This window comes from Pseudoalteromonas rubra, from assembly GCF_000967655.1.
In the GTDB taxonomy this organism is placed as follows: Bacteria; Pseudomonadota; Gammaproteobacteria; order Enterobacterales; family Alteromonadaceae; genus Pseudoalteromonas; species Pseudoalteromonas rubra_A.
Genome location: NZ_JXYA01000007.1, coordinates 79,625 through 97,371 on the forward strand (window position 1 = coordinate 79,625; position 17,747 = coordinate 97,371).

Annotated in this window: 12 protein-coding genes; 7 read left to right on the forward strand and 5 right to left on the reverse strand. The window is 49.1% G+C overall.

Annotation, left to right across the window (positions count from 1 at the left end; all coding sequences use genetic code 11):
- Nucleotides 1–68: 68 nt before the first annotated feature.
- Together TW77_RS04470 and TW77_RS04475 are read right to left on the reverse strand one after the other, a co-directional pair.
- Complete coding sequence (locus TW77_RS04470) at nt 69–1,046, reverse strand: 2-hydroxyacid dehydrogenase (RefSeq protein WP_046003773.1); 978 nt, start codon at nt 1,044–1,046, stop codon at nt 69–71.
- Nucleotides 1,012–1,527: a glutathione peroxidase gene (locus tag TW77_RS04475; protein ID WP_046003774.1), complete on the reverse strand. Its 516-nt coding sequence runs from the start codon at nt 1,525–1,527 to the stop codon at nt 1,012–1,014. The genes TW77_RS04470 and TW77_RS04475 overlap by 35 nt, the downstream gene beginning before the upstream one ends.
- Before the next feature lie 132 nt (nt 1,528–1,659).
- Between TW77_RS04475 and TW77_RS04480 the strand changes: the two genes are divergently transcribed.
- A complete protein-coding gene (locus tag TW77_RS04480; RefSeq protein ID WP_046003775.1) occupies nt 1,660–2,544 on the forward strand; it encodes an NAD(P)-dependent oxidoreductase in 885 nt (294 codons plus the stop codon).
- Between the two features lie 67 nt (nt 2,545–2,611).
- Here the strand turns inward: TW77_RS04480 and TW77_RS04485 are convergent, their stop codons facing one another.
- Entirely contained in the window at nt 2,612–3,958 is a 1,347-nt protein-coding gene (locus TW77_RS04485; RefSeq protein ID WP_046003776.1) for a dicarboxylate/amino acid:cation symporter, read from the reverse strand.
- A gap of 178 nt (nt 3,959–4,136) precedes the next feature.
- On the opposite strand from TW77_RS04485, the gene TW77_RS24125 reads away from it, so the two are divergent.
- Both TW77_RS24125 and topA read left to right on the forward strand, forming a co-directional pair.
- On the forward strand, nt 4,137–8,612 hold the full coding sequence (locus TW77_RS24125) for a hypothetical protein (protein WP_052713039.1): 4,476 nt from the start codon (nt 4,137–4,139) through the stop codon (nt 8,610–8,612).
- A gap of 323 nt (nt 8,613–8,935) precedes the next feature.
- Nucleotides 8,936–11,578, forward strand: a complete 2,643-nt coding sequence (topA, locus tag TW77_RS04495) for a type I DNA topoisomerase (RefSeq protein WP_046003777.1) — start codon at nt 8,936–8,938, stop codon at nt 11,576–11,578.
- A gap of 70 nt (nt 11,579–11,648) precedes the next feature.
- Here topA and TW77_RS04500 read toward each other — a convergent pair whose 3' ends face one another.
- Nucleotides 11,649–11,897, reverse strand: a complete 249-nt coding sequence (locus tag TW77_RS04500; RefSeq protein ID WP_046003778.1) for a hypothetical protein — start codon at nt 11,895–11,897, stop codon at nt 11,649–11,651.
- Between the two features lie 220 nt (nt 11,898–12,117).
- Between TW77_RS04500 and TW77_RS04505 the strand changes: the two genes are divergently transcribed.
- From TW77_RS04505 to TW77_RS04520, 4 genes are all read left to right on the forward strand, one after another.
- Nucleotides 12,118–13,608: an alpha/beta hydrolase gene (locus TW77_RS04505; RefSeq protein ID WP_082078832.1), complete on the forward strand. Its 1,491-nt coding sequence runs from the start codon at nt 12,118–12,120 to the stop codon at nt 13,606–13,608.
- Between the two features lies 1 nt (nt 13,609).
- Nucleotides 13,610–14,344, forward strand: coding sequence for an ATP-binding cassette domain-containing protein (locus TW77_RS04510; protein ID WP_046003779.1), 735 nt, complete (start codon nt 13,610–13,612; stop codon nt 14,342–14,344).
- A complete protein-coding gene (locus TW77_RS04515) occupies nt 14,341–15,477 on the forward strand; it encodes an ABC transporter permease (RefSeq protein WP_046003780.1) in 1,137 nt (378 codons plus the stop codon). The genes TW77_RS04510 and TW77_RS04515 overlap by 4 nt, the downstream gene beginning before the upstream one ends.
- Before the next feature lie 454 nt (nt 15,478–15,931).
- Nucleotides 15,932–16,339 carry a hypothetical protein gene (locus TW77_RS04520; RefSeq protein WP_046003781.1) on the forward strand — a complete coding sequence of 136 codons (408 nt, stop codon included), beginning with the start codon at nt 15,932–15,934 and terminating at the stop codon, nt 16,337–16,339.
- A gap of 51 nt (nt 16,340–16,390) precedes the next feature.
- On the opposite strand, the gene TW77_RS04525 is transcribed toward TW77_RS04520, so the two are convergent.
- The gene (locus TW77_RS04525) at nt 16,391–17,719 is read right to left on the reverse strand and encodes an anti-phage deoxyguanosine triphosphatase (protein ID WP_046003782.1); all 1,329 of its coding nucleotides are present in this window, start codon (nt 17,717–17,719) and stop codon (nt 16,391–16,393) included.
- Nucleotides 17,720–17,747 lie beyond the last annotated feature (28 nt).

A 17,747-nucleotide genomic window follows, 5' to 3' on the forward strand; every position in this document is an offset into this window, starting at 1 on the left:
TGTTTTATATCACCACACCAACTCTATTTAACTGCGCAGAAGAGCTGGTGTGGTGAAGAATCAAATAATCAAACCTGATTTTCCAGCGCTTGTCCCGTGCGAATGGCGTTGAGGTTAGTCACTGTGGTGTGGGCGATTTCGGTTAAGGCTTCTTTGGTGAAAAAGCCCTGATGCCCTGTGATAAGCACATTCTGGAAGCTTGCCAGGCGCATAAAGACATCGTCCTGAATGACTTCATCGCTGCGGTTTTTAAAGAACAGTTCAGACTCCTGTTCATATACGTCCAGGCCAAGATAGCCGAGCTTTCTGGATTTTAGCGCGCGGATACAGGCTTTGCTGTCTACCAGCGCACCTCGGCTGGTGTTGATCAGCATTACGCCTTGCTTCATTTTGTCAAAAGCCGTGTCGTCTATCAGATGGTGGGTGGCTTCGATCAGTGGGCAGTGCAGGGTGATAATGTCGCTTTGCTCAAGCAGCATATCCAGAGAAACCTGGGTGTAAGAGCCTTCTCCGATATTTGGGTCGTACACCAGCACGTGGGCGCCAAAGCCATTGAGAATGGCCACCAGGGCCTGGCCGATTTTACCGCAGCCAATGATACCGACGGTTTTGTTGTGCAGGTTAAAGCCCAGTAAACCGTTGAGATCAAAATTATCTTCTCGTACCCGGTTGTAGGCTTTATGGGTTTTACGGCTCAGTGTCAGCATCAGGGCAATACAATGCTCGGCCACGGCTTCAGGGCTGTAGGCGGGCACACGTACGACTTTAATACCCAGGGCGTGGGCCGCTTCGATATCAACATTGTTAAAGCCTGCACAGCGCAGCGCGATACTCTGAACGCCCAGCTCAGCGAGTTCGCTCAGCACATTGGCATCAACCTGATCGTTCACAAACACGCAGATGGCATCAAACCCTTGCGCCAGTGCGACGGTTTTATCATTCAGTGCTTGCTCAAAAAATTCAAACTCAATATCAGGAAACTGGGTAAGCGCATGCTCAAAAAATGGCAGCTCATACTTTTGCGAACTGAATAGGGCGACTCTCATTGGACACTTGACTCTCTATTATCGATTTTAAGGTTTCGGGTTTTGTCCTGGGTGCATAACGGGACAACAATACGCCCTCTGAGTTTACTAAAAACTTAGTAAAATTCCATTTAATCGCGCGGTTTTGCGCTATTCCTCGGGTGTTTACCTTGAGGTAATTAAAGAGTGGGTGAGCATCAGGCCCGTTCACCAGGACTTTTTCCGAGATATGAAAGCTCAAATTGAAATGCGACTGATAAAACTCTCTGAGCATTTCGTTTTCCAGCGGCTCATTGCGGCCAAACTGATGACAAGGAAAAGCAATGATCTCGAGTCCCATTGGGTGGTACTTCTTATAAAGCTTTTCCAGTGCACTGAGTTGAGGGGCAAAACTGCACTTGCTGGCAATATTAACAATCAACACCGGTCTGCCTTGTAAGGATCTGAGTGCCAGCGTCTCGCCGTTAAGTAGTTTCACGCTGAAACGATATATGTTCTCCATCCTGTCAGGCTCCTTGATGTTTTTTCTTTTTAATCACTTGATTCATAGCTGGTATTTTTCATTTGCCATGCTTAGATGGCTCAGGTATAACAACTCCATCTTTCTAGCTTAACAGCCAAATAGGACAAATTTATGTCAGTCAAAGTTGCATTCATCGGATTGGGGGTGATGGGCTATCCCATGGCCGGTCATTTACAACAAGCCGGTCATCAGGTGACCGTTTACAACCGCACGACCACTAAAGCACAGCGCTGGGCGAAAGAGTATCAGGGCGCATTTGCTGCAACCCCCAAAGAAGCAGTAACAGAAGCAGAATTGGTCTTTATGTGCGTGGGCAATGATGATGACCTCAGATCTGTTGTTTATGGCGAGGAAGGGGTTTTGGCGGGCATGAAGCCAGGTACTGTGCTGATAGACCATACGACCACGTCAGCAAAAGTCGCGCGCGAAGTGGCCGAGCGTGCTGCTGCTCAAAATGTAGCATTCCTGGATGCGCCTGTATCAGGTGGTCAGGCTGGGGCAGAAAATGGCGTACTGACGGTTATGGTGGGCGGCGAGCCTGAAGTCTTTGAGCGTGTGCAGCCTGTTATGGCGGCATTCAGCCGCTTTAGCCAACTGTTGGGTGAAGTAGGTGCTGGCCAGTTGTGTAAAATGGTCAATCAAATCTGTATCGCAGGTGTGGTGCAGGGTCTGGCAGAAGGGCTGCACTTTGCGAAACAAGCAGGACTGGATGGTGAAAAAGTGGTAGAGACCATTGCCAAAGGGGCTGCAGGCTCCTGGCAGATGGAAAACCGCTATAAAACCATGCTTGCTGGCGAATATGATTTTGGTTTTGCCGTTGACTGGATGCGTAAGGACTTGGGCATTGCACTGGACGAAGCGCGCAGCAATGGATCTTCATTGTCACTGACCGCTATGGTTGACCAGTATTATGCGGATGTTCAGGCGCTTGGGGGCGGTCGCTTCGATACTTCCAGTTTGCTGGCTCGTCTGGATGCAATTCACGATAAAAAATAATCCCTTAAACGGGCATTAAAAAAGGCAGGGCGCTTAGGCGACCTGCCTTTTTTGTTTATGCGTTCAGTTAAGCTTTTTTAGACAGCTTTTCCAAATCCATGTTTTCTTCCAGATCTTTGGCAGCGTCTGCGTCGTTAAACACATCAATATCCAGCTCGCCTTCAGATTTAGCGACCACACAGGTGACCATACAGTCGCCGGTCACATTCACCGCAGTACGGGTCATATCGAGTAGTCGGTCAACGCCCATGATAATGGCAATACCTTCTACCGGCAGGCCAACCTGATTAAGTACCATGGCCAGCATAATCAGGCCCACGCCTGGTACGCCAGCCGTACCAACAGAGGCCAAAGTGGCAGTCAGAATTACCATCAGATAGTCACTCAGGGTTAAATCTACGGCGAAGACCTGGGCGATAAACACGGTTGCAACACCTTGCATAATGGCGGTGCCATCCATATTGATGGTCGCACCCAGCGGCACAGTGAAAGATGCTACAGAGTTATGTGCACCCAGTTTTTTCGTCGCTGTTTCTAACGTAACCGGCATTGTTGCACTTGAGCTTGAGGTGCTAAATGCAAACATACAGGCATCTTTCATTTTGGCCAAGAAAGTGAGCGGGCTCAGTCCGGTCAGAACTTTGAGCATAATGCTGTAATTAACAAAGGCATGGATCAGCAGAGCAGCAACCACCACCAGGAAGTATTTGCCTAACTCAACAATCAGGTCCATTTCGATGGTAGTGAACAACTTGGCCATCAAACAGAACACACCGTATGGCGCCAGGTTCATCAGCAGGGTCACCAGCTTCAGTACCACAGTGTTTAAATCTTCGAACACCTTGGCACAGCGTTTACCCGCGTCACCACTCAGCGCCATGGCAATACCGAACAACAAGGCGAAAACAATCACTTGCAGCATTTTGCCACTGGCCATTGCGTTGATTGGGTTAGTCGGGAACATGCCGATGATGACTTGTGCAAGTGTTGGGGCTTGCTGTGCGTCAAATGTGGCCGTGGTTGGAATAGCTACGCCACCGCCCGGGCTAATCAGCAATGCCAGTGAAATAGCAACAGTGATAGCGATGGCTGTAGTCGATAAATAAAGTAAGATGGATTTACCACCCAGGCGGCCCAGCTTTTTGGGATCGCTCAGGCTACAGGTACCGACCACTAAAGAAATAAAGACCAAAGGCACAACCAGCATCTTCAAGCTGGCAATAAAGATCTGGCCGCCGATATGGAATAACCCATCGACAAAAAAGCCCTTAACAGGTAAATCGAACAGGCCCAGCGGGATGGCAACTTCGGGCTTATCGCCCAGTATGGTTTGTATTAACAGACCCAGAATAACACCTAATACCATGCCCAGCATGATACGGGTTGTTAGGCTCATTTTTTTGTTGTGTGACATAGCCTTTGACATCGTCCTAACGCTTATATTTTACAAAATCGCTATAGCCTAACAGGATAGTTGAAGATGAACAGAAAAAATCGATGACGGCCATCAAAAAGTTGTGATTTTAGATCCACAATTGGGTTAACATGGTGAAAATAACTCAAAATTATTAGATTGCAAGGGAGAATCGAAAATGTCTCTGATGCGCTGGTTTAGTATTACTTTGCTCAGCTTGCTGATGATCGCCTGTGGTGGCGGTGGTTCGATTGAAAAAGACACCTCGGGAGGTGACGGTACAACGACCGATTATGACCTGGTATTGAGTACCAGTTCCGACAGTGGTGGCAGTCTTAGTATCAGCAACCCCATTACGATCACGGCAAAACTTACCAATGATGGCGCACCAGTTGCCAATAACCTGGTTAAATTTAGCAATGACGAATTCTCTGATTTTGCTTCGGTTAGTTCACAACTGACCGACAGCAACGGTGAAGCGAAAGTCACGATTATCGCCAATCGCTTAGCCGGCGCAGGTACTATTTCGGCTACCGCTGATGTGGGTGAGAGTACTGTGAGTGGTTCGGTTCCGTATGCCGCGACCGGCGACGGTGGTATCCAAATCGCAATGAGCATTACCGGGTCGGATGGCCAGCCCATTGATGCCAGCAACCCTATTTCTGGTGCAGAAGTTGCGACTGTGACCGCAATTTTGACTGACAACGGTACGCCGCTATCAGGGCAGGTACTCGAGTTCTCAAAAGAAGTAGACAGTGAAGACCTATTGGTTACCAATGGCAACTCAAATGTGCAAACAGACGCAAACGGGGCTGCGCGCCTGATCATTGCCGCCACAGACAAAGTTGGGGCAGGTTATGTACAGGTTAAATACAACGAAGATATCAGTGCACGTATTGGTTTTGAGTCGGCAGGTAACCCGTTTTACGACAAAGAAATCTACGAGTTGAGCGTGCAGCTGGTTGACGCCACTGAACAAGCGTCAAGCGAGCTCTCCCTGGCCAACCCGTTGACGGCTAAAATTCAGCTGACCTTAAATGAGCAACCGGTTACCAATGCGCAAGTCGCCGTATCGGTTGAAGCCAGTGCGCGTTTTGCAAAACCCACTGAGTCAGTCAGAACCAATGCCAATGGTCTCGCAGAGATTCAGATTTTCGCGACAGAAACAGCGACGATTGATCAACAACTTGATGCCTTTACCGCAACCTATACGGCTGATGGCGCAGAAGTCGCAAGAACCGTTGCTAACTATGTAGGTACCGGTGATGGCGGTATTCAGATGAATATCACAGTGCTTGACGGCAGCAACAACCCAATTACTGAACAGAACCCGCTTAATGCGACCAGCGGCGCCACCATCAATGTTTTACTGACGCAAAATGGTGTGGCGTTGGCGAAGGAAGTCGTTTCAATTGATGACTTGACCTTGGCCGAATTTGATGGTGGTAACGGCAAAGCTGAAACCAATTCCGATGGTTCGGTGACGTTCGATATAAAAGCCACAGCCCAGGGGGGATTAGGTACGTTTAACGTATCGCTGCCAGAAGTTCCAACATTTTCGCCGGCTTCTGGCCGCTTTTATTCGGCCGGTATTATTGCCGTTGAACGCGGTATTACGATTGAAATTATTAGTCTGAAGGATGGCCAGGGGGGGGATATTTCGAGTACCAACCCCCTGGGTGAGAACACCAAAGGGGTAGTCAAAGCAAAAGTCTTAAAAGATGATGACCCGCTTGTGGGGGTGTTAGTGGAGTTTACGACTGATAGTGTCGCAACCTTGAGTCCTGTTGATGGTCGGGCACAAACTGATGCCGATGGCATAGCGACAATCGACCTTAACCCCACGAGTGTAAAAAGCATTGGACTGGTCAGAGCCAAGTACACCTCAGATGCCGGTGAAGTGTTTGAAAGTGGCAGCTTACTGTTCCACTCTGATGGCGTTGAGGACGACGACGGTGATTATAGATTCAATATCAGGGTACTTGAGAGTTGTAATACTGGCTGGGACGCTCAAAGGGACGAAATTGAGCTTGTGCCAGATCCTGTGACCAATGGGTGTGAAGAAACCAATCAGCTTGAATCAACAGACACGCCCGATGTCTTTATTAAGGTTACTAATAAAGACAATGCAAATGTCCCTAATAAGATAATTACTGTGACGTCTGATATTGGCCAGGTGCTGCCTGCCTCGGGCCGTGTACTGACCGACAATTTTGGGATTGCGTTACTTAAATTCCAACCGGGTGACTCTGGCGGCGCTGGCACAATCAGCGCTGAGTATGAAGGCGAGCAGGGCAACGTGAACTTTTCGGTCGGGTTGCAAAGCTTGTTTGTCGAGCTTTCTGCATCGGCTTCTGTGGATAACCCATTGAATGCTGGCGGTAGTATGGTGATATTCGCCGATATCTACGTTGACGAACTCAAATCGGCGCGTTATACGCAGCCTATAGATGTTGAGTTCACATCTGGGTGTGTTGACGAAGGGCTTGCAACAATTGATAAAACGGTAAGTTCTAGTGAAGGGCGTGCAGGTACCACATACAGTGCTAACGGCTGTAGAGGGCTGGATACAGTGACTGCAACTGTGGTCTCAGGTGGTGGCGTGAATCAACCTGCAAATCTCTCTTTCACTGTGTCTGAAGCTTCAGCGCAGGCGATTCAATTTTTGGATGCCAGCGAGGGCTTTATCGGTTTGCCGCCCGGTATTGGCGGTGTGCCGACTACGTCAACCGTCAGATTTAAGTTGATCGACAGTGATAACCGCCCCCTTAATCAAAAGCGGATCGATTTTAAACTCTCAGATTTAACGGGCGATGCCTTGTTAACTGCCTATACTGGCAGCACGGATAATGAAGGTATTGCTCAGACAACAATCCGCTCGGGTATAGTGCCCGGTGATATTATTGTTGAAGCCTGTTATATCTCAGATGAGGATCTGGCGAGCTTGCCGGCTGATCAAGACTACACCTGTTGGCAATCGCGTATTGATATTTGTAACGCAGAGCCTAACGATGTGCGTTGTCCGAGTGGTAAAACCCTGCAATTGTTGGCGGCGGACAAGCAAATTAATGCTGTGTCATCTGGGATTGTGTTGTCATCTGGTGTGCCAGATCAAAACAGTTTTGATGCAGGTGCCGCGACTTATTATATGAATGCCATGGACACGATAGGGTTCACGAATGACATTAGTATATTTTTTGGTGACCAATTCAATCAGCTAACGGGTGACAATATTGTTGCAAACGTACAAGTTGAGGCGGGCATCGTGGGAAGTATTGATGGTCAGGGTGGCACAAATACCTACGAGTGTTTAGCGGTAGACGGTCGCTGTACCGTGCAGTGGCGCGGCCAGGGTGAAATGCCATTTACCGACCCCAAGTGGGGCAACACCCTGGATAAAGTGTGTGATAATTATTTCGGGGCACCTGCACCTTGTAGCGCCTGGCCAGAGGTAAATCGGGATGGGGATATCTTAATCCGGGGAGGACGAATTTCTGTTCTGGTAACGGCGAAAGGGCAGGAGACGTTTATAGACCGACCCAGTACAGTTGACGGTGACGGTAATGTGACCGTTGAACGTCGTAATGGCCGGTTCGATCAGGGAGAATTTTATACGTCTTTCGACTTGCCCGAAGCGTTTGTCGATCACAACGAAGACGGTAAGTTTCTATGTGATGTTGATGGCAATAATTGTGGTGAACCCGTAGTCTGCGATGGTAGTGGTGTGTGTGAGCCTAACGGCACGCGCGGTGGCCATAACGAAACCTTTAATGATAGCAACAACAATGGTATCTATGATAATGGAGATGGCATCTATAATGGGTTGCTGTGTTCCGAAGAAGCCATGAATGCTGAAGGCGGTCCTTATTGTTCCAGAGATCTCATTGAGGTTCGTAAACAGTTCGAAATTATAGCCTCAGGCAGTACGCCCTATATTCGTTTCGCAGTCCTCAAAAATAATATCACTGTGCAATATGAAACCGGTGCTGAGTGCCCTCTATATCAAGGTGCGCCACTGCTAAATACTGATGGTAACTTGGATCTCGATAATAGAAACTGCTTACAGTTCAATAACACTGATGCGGTGGCCGGCGGACCCCAGTTCCTGGGCACTGCTTGTGCGCTAAACATTGGCACACCCGTTGTTGGCGTTGATGGTAACCTAAGTTTGGATGGCACTAACTGTCCTCAGTTTGTCTCTGGGTTGGCTTATCAAGACAATACATGTGTGAGCAAGGTAGATATCAGAGGTTTTGATATTGCACGACGTGGTGTATTGGGCCTGGAAGAGTCAGACAATAGTAATTACTGTGATTTTAGCGGTATCGATTTAACAGATGCTACTTTGCCTGCGACCGATAATGTTACATTCGTTGTGTATTACTCAGATCTTTATGGCAATTCGTTACCAGAAGGAACAGAAGTTCAAATCACAACGGATAATGGCGTCGCCACGGTCAGTGGGTTACAGGGTACTGTATCCAGAGCATCAAATGATGGCGTCCAGAGTGCGACGGTTACAATATCAAGAGAGCAAGCAGCAAATAGTCTGGCGATTGGCAATCTAACTGTTCAGTTTACTGTCCCAAGTGCTTTTGAGGGGGGTGACAGCTCAATCGTAGTCTATACGGTGTCCGTTGAAGATGCAGGTTAACTTGACCTAATTTGGACAGGCCAGAGGGAACTCTGGCCTTTATTCGATGGCACCAAAATTCGTCCAGACTAGCTCGTTTAAATTCGTCCTAAATTACCCTCTTTACCTTTACCCCTTGAAATTCCTTTTATATCCGCTATATTCGCCCTTTCCATCAAGCAATCTATACGCCTGGGTAAATTAACAGCAGCAATTGTTCATAAAATCACTGCTTGGCGAAAAGATCGAATGAAAAGCTTGTAACAATAGGTATTTGTGGATATACCTATATTTAATCGCGCCCAATGAAGGGCAACAACCAGACAGAAGTCAAATAGGCAGCTATGGGCAAATCGCTAGTAATCGTAGAGTCTCCCGCAAAGGCAAAAACTATCAATAAGTACCTGGGTAAAGACTACATTGTGAAATCCAGTGTCGGTCATATCCGTGATCTTCCTACCTCTGGCGCAGGCAAAACCAAAGGCCTGGCAACTAAATCTCCTGCTGAAGTGAGAAAGATGTCACCTGAGGAAAAAGCTGAGTACAGAAAAAAGAAAGATTACGCGAACCTGGTTGCCCGCATGGGGATAGACCCGGAAAAAGGCTGGGAGCCGCACTATGAAGTGCTGCCCGGTAAAGAAAAAGTGGTTCAGGAGCTGGCTAAGCTCGCAGAAAATGCCGACACCATCTATCTCGCAACCGATTTGGATAGAGAGGGAGAGGCCATCGCATGGCACTTAGAAGAAGTGATTGGTGCCGATGCAAGCAAATACAAACGTGTAGTATTTAACGAAATCACCAAAAATGCCATTACTCAGGCGTTTGAAGCACCGGGCCAGCTAAACACCGACATGGTGTACGCGCAGCAGGCACGTCGCTTTTTGGACCGAGTGGTCGGCTTTATGGTGTCACCTTTGTTGTGGCAAAAAGTGGCACGTGGCTTGTCTGCGGGCCGTGTACAATCAGTAGCAGTGCGCTTACTGGTTGAGCGTGAGCGTGAGATTAAAGCATTTATCCCGGAAGAGTTTTGGGATATTCATGCAGATACAGCGTTAGCTGATCAGGACGTTCGTTTTGCCGTGACTAAATATCAGGGTGAAGCTTTTAAGCCGCTGAACGAAGCACAGGCTAATAAAGCGGTCAGTGAACTGCAAAAAGCACAGTACCAGGTTGTTAAGGTTGAAGAAAAACCAAGTAAAAGCCGCCCCAGTGCGCCTTTTATTACTTCGACTATGCAGCAGGCCGCCAGTACCCGCCTAGGGTATGGTGTTAAGAAGACCATGATGCTGGCACAACGTCTATATGAAGCCGGTTATATTACCTATATGCGTACCGACTCTACCAACTTATCAAATGATGCGGTTGAAATGGCACGTGGCTATATTCAGGACAACTTTGGCGATAAGTACCTGCCAGGTGCACCGATAAAATACAGCGCAAAAGATAACGCTCAGGAAGCGCACGAAGCGATTCGTCCTTCAGACGTAAATATTTTGTCTGGCCATGTAGAAGGCGTAGACGCCGATGCCAAGAAGCTCTATGAGCTGATCTGGCGTCAGTTTGTTGCCTGTCAGATGACACCGGCAGAATACGACCTGACCAATATCACAGTCGGTGCGGGCGATTACACGCTAAAAGCACGCGGTCGTGTATTGCGTTTTGATGGTTGGACACGTGTGCAGCCAGCGGTACGTAAGAAAAATGAAGAAGAGCAGGCACTGCCAGCGGTTGCCGTGGGTGATACCGTGCAGTTGCAGGCGCTGGATCCAAAGCAGCACTTTACTAAGCCACCGGCACGTTTCAGCGAAGCAAGTTTGGTTAAAGAGCTTGAAAAGCGCGGCATTGGCCGACCGTCAACTTATGCGTCTATCATTTCGACCATTCAGGACCGTGGCTATGTGCGAGTTGAAAACCGCCGTTTCTACGCCGAAAAAATGGGCGAAATTGTCACCGACCGTTTGATCGAAAACTTCGACGAACTGATGGACTTTGACTTTACTGCCAAAATGGAAAATCGTCTGGATGAAATTGCTGAGGGCGATCGTGTCTGGACGCAGGTACTGGATAAGTTTTATGCCGACTTCTCGAGTCAGCTGGAACTGGCAGGTAAAGAGGAAGCTGAAGGTGGCATGCGTCAGAATGTCATGGTTGAGACTGACATAGACTGTCCAACCTGTGGTCGTAAGATGGGGATCCGCACCGCGTCTACCGGGGTATTCCTGGGCTGTACGGGCTACAACTTACCGCCAAAAGAGCGCTGTACGACCACCATGAACCTGATCTCGGGCGATGAAGCGGTTGATGCCGATGTGGAAGACGCGGAGACCGAAAGTCTGAGACAGATGAAGCGTTGTCCAAAGTGTGAAACCGCGATGGACTCTTATCTGATAGACGAAAAGCGTAAGCTGCACGTTTGTGGTAACAACCCGGGTTGTAGTGGCTATGTGATTGAGGAAGGCAGCTTCAAGATCAAGGGTTACGACGGCCCGGTGATTGAGTGTGACAAATGTGGCTCAGATATGCAGCTTAAGTCTGGCCGCTTCGGTAAGTACTTCGATTGTACCAGTGAAGACTGTAAAAACACGCGTAAACTGCTGAAAAGCGGTGAGCCTGCGCCACCAAAAGAAGATCCGGTACACTTGCCAGAATTACCGTGTGAGAAATCAGAAGCCTATTTTGTGCTGCGTGATGGTGCATCGGGTATTTTCCTGGCGGCACATACTTTCCCGAAATCGCGGGAAACGCGTGCGCCAAAAGTGGCCGAGCTTAAGCGCTTCAGAGATCGTATCTCGCCTAAGTTTTATTATCTGGCGGATGCGCCTGAGCAGGATGGCGATGGCAATCTGGCTGTTGTCAGATATTCGCGTAAAACTAAGTCACAATACGTGATGACAGAAGTTGAAGGGAAAGCCACAGGCTGGAAAGCGACCTATGTCAACGGCAAGTGGGTTGAGGAAGAGAAAAAGCGCAAAAGCGCAAAATCTTAAGTACGCTTTCGGTTAGTGTGTAACCGATAACAAAAAGGCCAGCAATGCTGGCCTTTTTCGATCTTAGAGATCAGATGTCTACTTCTGTCACGGCCACGTAGCCGCCGGCAGAGAGCTCCTCGTTAACACACTGCAAAACGTATTGACGTAGCGCATCGGCTGCCACTTCGTCATCCTGAGCCCATTCAACACACATTTGTGTCAGCTCAGCAACTAAGCTGGCTGGTGCACTTTGTAGTTGCGTATCGTCAGCAACGACTGAAGTTGAAGTTAAAGTAGCGGCTAAAACGCAGCTCGCCAGGGCTGAAAATAGTTTCATTGATGTTTCCTTTTGTGTTTAGTGTAACGTTTCGTCACAGTGAATTTTTAAACTAAAACACAAAAAAAGAACAACGAAATAAATCACTCTTAAAGATAAGTGAATGTGATTAGGGGATTAATCGAATGTTTTTGATTAGGGGAACTGCTTTTCTAACAATGATATACTTGGGCCAAATAACGTATCCAATGCCCGCAGTGGCGTAAAAAAGGACGATACAATGATAAAAAAACGTGGACACTTGCGTACACAGATCAGGCAAAGTGCGATTGCTTTGGGCCTGCTCAGTAGCGCAGGGAGTTATGCTGCCAGTCCAGACACAGCCGGTCTGACGCCTTGCTATACCAAGGGGTTGGCGGACAGGCTGATGTGCGGCAGTGTTGAGCAGCCCTTATCGGCAAACAATAGCGAAAAAATCAGCATACACTTTGCGGTGATCCCAGCGATTAAGCTGGTGCACCCAACTGAGGCTATTATGGCATTTGCCGGCGGCCCCGGGCAGTCGGCTATTGAAGTTGCTGCCGTGTTTGCACGGGTGTTGCGCTATGCCCGAGAAGAACGGGATATTATTTTGGTGGATCAGCGCGGTACCGGAAAGTCCACTCTGTTGCAGTGTGATATGGATCCTCTTGAGGCGCAGTTTGCTTTTAATGACGATGCGCTGCCCATTTTTGAATACAGCCGGGAAGAAACCCAAAAGTGTAAAAGCAAACTCAATACCGACTTGAGTCACTTTACCACCGTTGCCGCCGCCAGCGATTTTGAAGCGGTCCGCAAGGCGCTGGGTTACCAGAAGTTACATCTGTTTGGTGCTTCCTATGGCACACGTATTGCCCAGGAGTATATGCGTCGCTACCCACAAGCTGTGGCCAGTGCCACACTGGATGGGGTCGTGCCGATGCAGCAAAGCTTAGTTGCTATTGGCGACGCCATTGATGATTCATTGCAGGCCATTTTTAGCGACTGTGCCAATAAAGCGAATTGCCGCGGTCAGTATCCGCAGCTGGAACAGCAATATCAAATGCTGTTAACCCAGCTTGAGGCGCAACCTGCCAGCGTTCAGGTACCACATCCGAGAACCCACAACACTATCCCACTGGTACTCACGCAGAGCAAAGTACGCTCAGCCATCCGTATGGCGCTTTACAGCCATACCTCCCGCGCCTTGGTGCCGCTGGCCATCAGCGAGGCGGCAAAAGGTAATTATTTACCTCTGGTCGGGTTGATGGGCAGTGATTCCGGGTTTGGCTCGCTGGCGATGGGTATGCACAGTGCGATTGTCTGCGCTGAGGACTGGCCACTATTAACGGAGCAAGCAAGAGCGCGTTTTTCAGCGAGTTACTTTGGCCGCATGATGATTGAATCCCTCGATGCCAGCTGCCCTGTCTGGCAGGTTGAAGCCGTCGGAAAAGATTTTTATCAGCCGCTCAGCACAGATATTCCAACCCTGTTGCTATCAGGTGGACTCGACCCCGCGACGCCGCCAGGCTGGGCCGAGCTGGCTATGGTCAAAATGAAAAATGCACGGCACTTAGTTGCTGAACAAGCAACCCATGGTGTGGCTGCGCAAAGCTGCGCCGACAAACTGGTTGCTGAGTTTATAAACCACACGGAGCCTAAAGAACTTGATGCCGGCTGTTTGGAGAAAACCGCTGTCAGACGCTATTTTATGAACCCCAATGGCCCCGCAGTGGCAAGCCAGGAGCCATAACATGATCAAAGTACATAATCTTAAAAAACAAATCGCATCGGTAAATGCGCTGGACGGACTGAGCTTCAGTGCCGAAAACGGCCAAATCACCGGGCTACTTGGCCCCAATGGCGCAGGTAAAACAACGTGCCTGAGAACGGTATTTGGATTGTTACAGGCCGATCAGGGCTATGCTGAAATTGATGGGGTTAAGGTGCACGAAGATCCCATGGCAGCCAAGCAGCAGCTGGGGTTATTTCCCGACCCCTGTGGCCTGTATGAGCGGTTGACGCCCAGAGAGTATATTCAGTTTTATGCGCAGCTAAGTGGCATGGCCAATTCGCAAGCTCAGACAGCCACAGACAAAGTCATTGAGCAGCTGAAAATGGCGGACATTGCAGACCGTCGCTGTCAGGGTTTTTCTCAGGGGCAGCGGATGAAAACCGCACTGGCTCAGGCCATTGTTCACCAGCCGCGCAACATCATTCTTGATGAACCAACCCGCGGCCTGGATGTCATGAGTACCCGCGTATTACGCGAATTATTACTGATGCTCAAAGCGCAGGGGCACTGCGTGTTATTCTCCAGTCATGTAATGCAGGAAGTAGCCGCATTGTGCGACCACGTTGTGGTGATGGCTAAAGGTAAAGTGGTTGCGCAGGGCACACCGCAGCAATTATGTGAGCAAACGGGTAAAGCAAGCCTGGAAGAAGCGTTTATCGCGCTGATCGGCAGCGACGAGGGGATAGCAGCATGATGAAGCAAATTACTATCTTGTTTAAAAAAGAGCTGCTGGATGCATATCGTGATAAGCGCTCGGTGATGGCCGGACTGTATTATGCCTTTGGTGCGCCCATTGTGATGTGCTTGCTGTTTTCGGTGCTTTTGCAGCAAATGGCGTCGCCAGAGGCGCTGAAAATCACCATTTCAGGTGCCGAGCGCGCGCCAAATCTGGTGCAGTATCTGGACAGCGTCGATATAAGCCACAGCGATGATGCCGAAGCTAAGTCGATCCAGCTCGAAATAGACGCCGCTTTTCAACAGGATATGGCAACAGGCCGCAGCGCCACTGTGGTGATAGTGGCAGATAAGTCTGACAGCAAGTTGATCAAGTCGGTCCGTCGACTGGAAACGGCGTTGCTCAGATACAACAGCGAAGTGGCCGGGCTGCGGCTGGTAGCGCGCGGTATCGATCCCGGCCTGATGCGTGCTTTGGATGTACAGACGCAGGATCAGGCCACGCCCGATGCAAAGGGCGGGTTATTTCTTGGTATCGTCACTTTGTCTATCATCATAGCGATTTTTTATTCAGCCATGAACCTGGGCATAGACACCAGTGCCGGTGAGCGTGAGCGTAATTCATTGGCGCTGCTGCTTAGCCACCCTATCAGTAGTGTGCAGATTGTGCTAGCCAAGGTCGCTGCGATTGCCGCTTTCTCGATTCTGGGACTGGCATTGGTACTGGTGGTGTCAAAGTTTGCCTATGCCATGGTGGCCTGGGAGCAACTGGGTTTTAGCATCACCCTGGATCTGCGTTTTATTTTAGTCAGCCTGCTCATCGGGATCCCCATTGCGCTGATGTCGGCCAGTATGCTGATTTTTGTTTCTTTTATGGCTAAGTCGTTTAAAGAGGCGCAGTCTTACGTCACTATGGTGCTGATGGTGCCCGTCGGTCTGAGTATGATGACCAGCTATGATATCGCCACAGAGACCATCCAGTGGCTGCCGATCGCTGCTCAGCAATACGCGATGATAGAGTTGATCAAGGGCAATGCCTTACCGCTTGCACCACTGGGGCTGGCTTCAGGGCTAACGCTGGCATTGTTTGCGCTGTTTACTTACCTGAGCAGCAGAATGCTGAAAAGTGAAAAAGTGGTGTTCGGTTTATAATCGTCTAAGCACTTTGGCAATATATCAAGCCGGTCAATGTGAGCCGGCTTGATATACAAGATAAAACCCTGCAGACCGCTCAGTAGCCTGATAAAAATAGTGTGAAAAATCCGTCTCGATTTTAAGTCAGCTGGGCAAGGTCAATACTGTCTTGATCAGCCTGTTCGAACGGGTTGAAGTATCTGTATATCTTCATGATCTACAAACCAACAATAAACGCCAGTACCACCACAGTAATCACCAACCATACCAAAGTCCAAGCTTCCGGTACTGTATTCCTCATATTCTAGGCATCTTTATCAAAAAAGAACCGAAAGCAAAGGTGCATCCCTGTCTCAATTCACTTTCAGGTAATCAACCGTAATGGCAAAAGCGGCATTTTTAGACTCTACTGACCAAAGGGGGCAATCAAGCGCCTACATACGCAGAGCAAATCAAGTTAAGGAGCAAGCAAATGTCACACGTCACGGAATATGAATTTAGCCCAAATAAAGGGGGTGGATTGTTTGTGGAACATCACCCTTTTCCACATATTTGGTTGCCAGCAACAGGCACTGACCCCGCGTTCAAAGAGCCGACTGTATCCAGAATATTACTTGGGCGCCGACTTGATAATACTCAGGAGGATGGGTACTACCGTACAGTAACCACGGAGCAGTTCCACTTTACTGTATTTGAAGTACCTAACAATGGCAGTGCATTGGCAATCCGGCCTCAGTGTATTCACAACGATAGTTTTACAAAAGGAGCTCAGACCGTGTTCTTAGGTAATACAGCGGCAAATACAGTTGCGCTGCGCCAAAGTATGCCGGTAACGCAGATGGATGTAGGAGGGACCCCAGTAGCCAAACTTTCAGACTAGGCACATTTTGCTGTCAGGGGTCATTGCACTGCGATGGACAACAGAAACGGCTCACATATGCGGGCCGCTTTTCACCGGAGCTTGCATTGGACTGTTGCCAAACAGGCGCTGATAACAGCGACGAGCATATTCATCTGTCATGCCTGACAAGTAATCTGCCAGTACCCGCATTTGCTCGGTCTCATTTGTTGCCTGCGCATAGTGAGCTTGCGTGGTATGGGGCAGTAAGCGTAAAGGGTCGCTCTGAAACGCGCCAAATAAGTCGATCAGCATATTCTGGCCGCTAAATTCAATTTGCTGCATTTTTGGGTCGCGGATAAGCCTTGAAAAAACAAACTGCTTTAACACACCTAAAATGGCTTCAAACTCAGCAGAGAGCTTAACGGTATGGCGCAGCAGCGGATCGCTAAAAGCGGGATCCTGAATAACCAACTCACAGTTGACGATAAACAGATTCACCAGCTCGCCAATGACGTCTTTACGCAGCGACTCGTCATGGGAGAACAAGCGTTCACTGATACTGTCGAGGTGCTTATCCAGCCAGGGGGAATCAATCTTTTGCAATTCTGGCAGGGCGTACCGCTGCCATTCCCGCTCGCTCAACGTTTCAGTGGCAATGGCGTCTTCTAAGTCGTGTACTGCATAGGCAAAATCGTCGGCATATTCCATTATGGCACTGTCTAGCGATTTAAAGCGGGTCTTGGCTTTATACTCATTCACGGGTGTATGGCTTTGCAGCAGCGCCCGATCTGCTGTGCTGAACGGTTGCAGGATCCAGTCCAGTACGTCTTTGTCACATTGATAGACGCCTTTGGCGGGCAGCCATTGCTGAGCATAGATAAAACGCTGGTTTGGGTCGGGTTGCGGGTGGCAGAGCCATAACTCATCAATGAAAGCCGGATACTTAATAAAGCCAAGTAAAGTGCGGCGAGTCAGATTCATCCCGTACCCTTTGGAATAAGGTTCCAGTTTGGTAACGATCCGTAGCGTTTGTGCGTTGCCCTCAAAGCCGCCATGATCGCGCAGCAAATAGTTGAGGGCGATTTCTCCGCCATGACCAAAGGGCGGGTGACCTATATCGTGCGCCAGGCAGATGGTTTCCATCAGGCTGGAGGAGGGAAACCAGGTAAAATCCGGATGCTGGGTTCTGAGATGGCGTAATAGCCCAGTGCCAATCTGAGAGACTTCCAGCGAATGGGTGAGACGCGTTCGGTAAAAATCATTGACGCCGATGCTCATAATTTGGGTTTTTGACTGCAGGCGCCTGAATGCTGCCGCATGAATGATCCGGGAGCGGTCAATCTGCCAGGGTGAGCGGTTGTCATTGGGGCGATGTTTTTTCTGGTCCAGCTGTCTTTGCTGCCATGGAGACTGGCTCATAGGTGTCCTTCATTAAACACGTTACTGT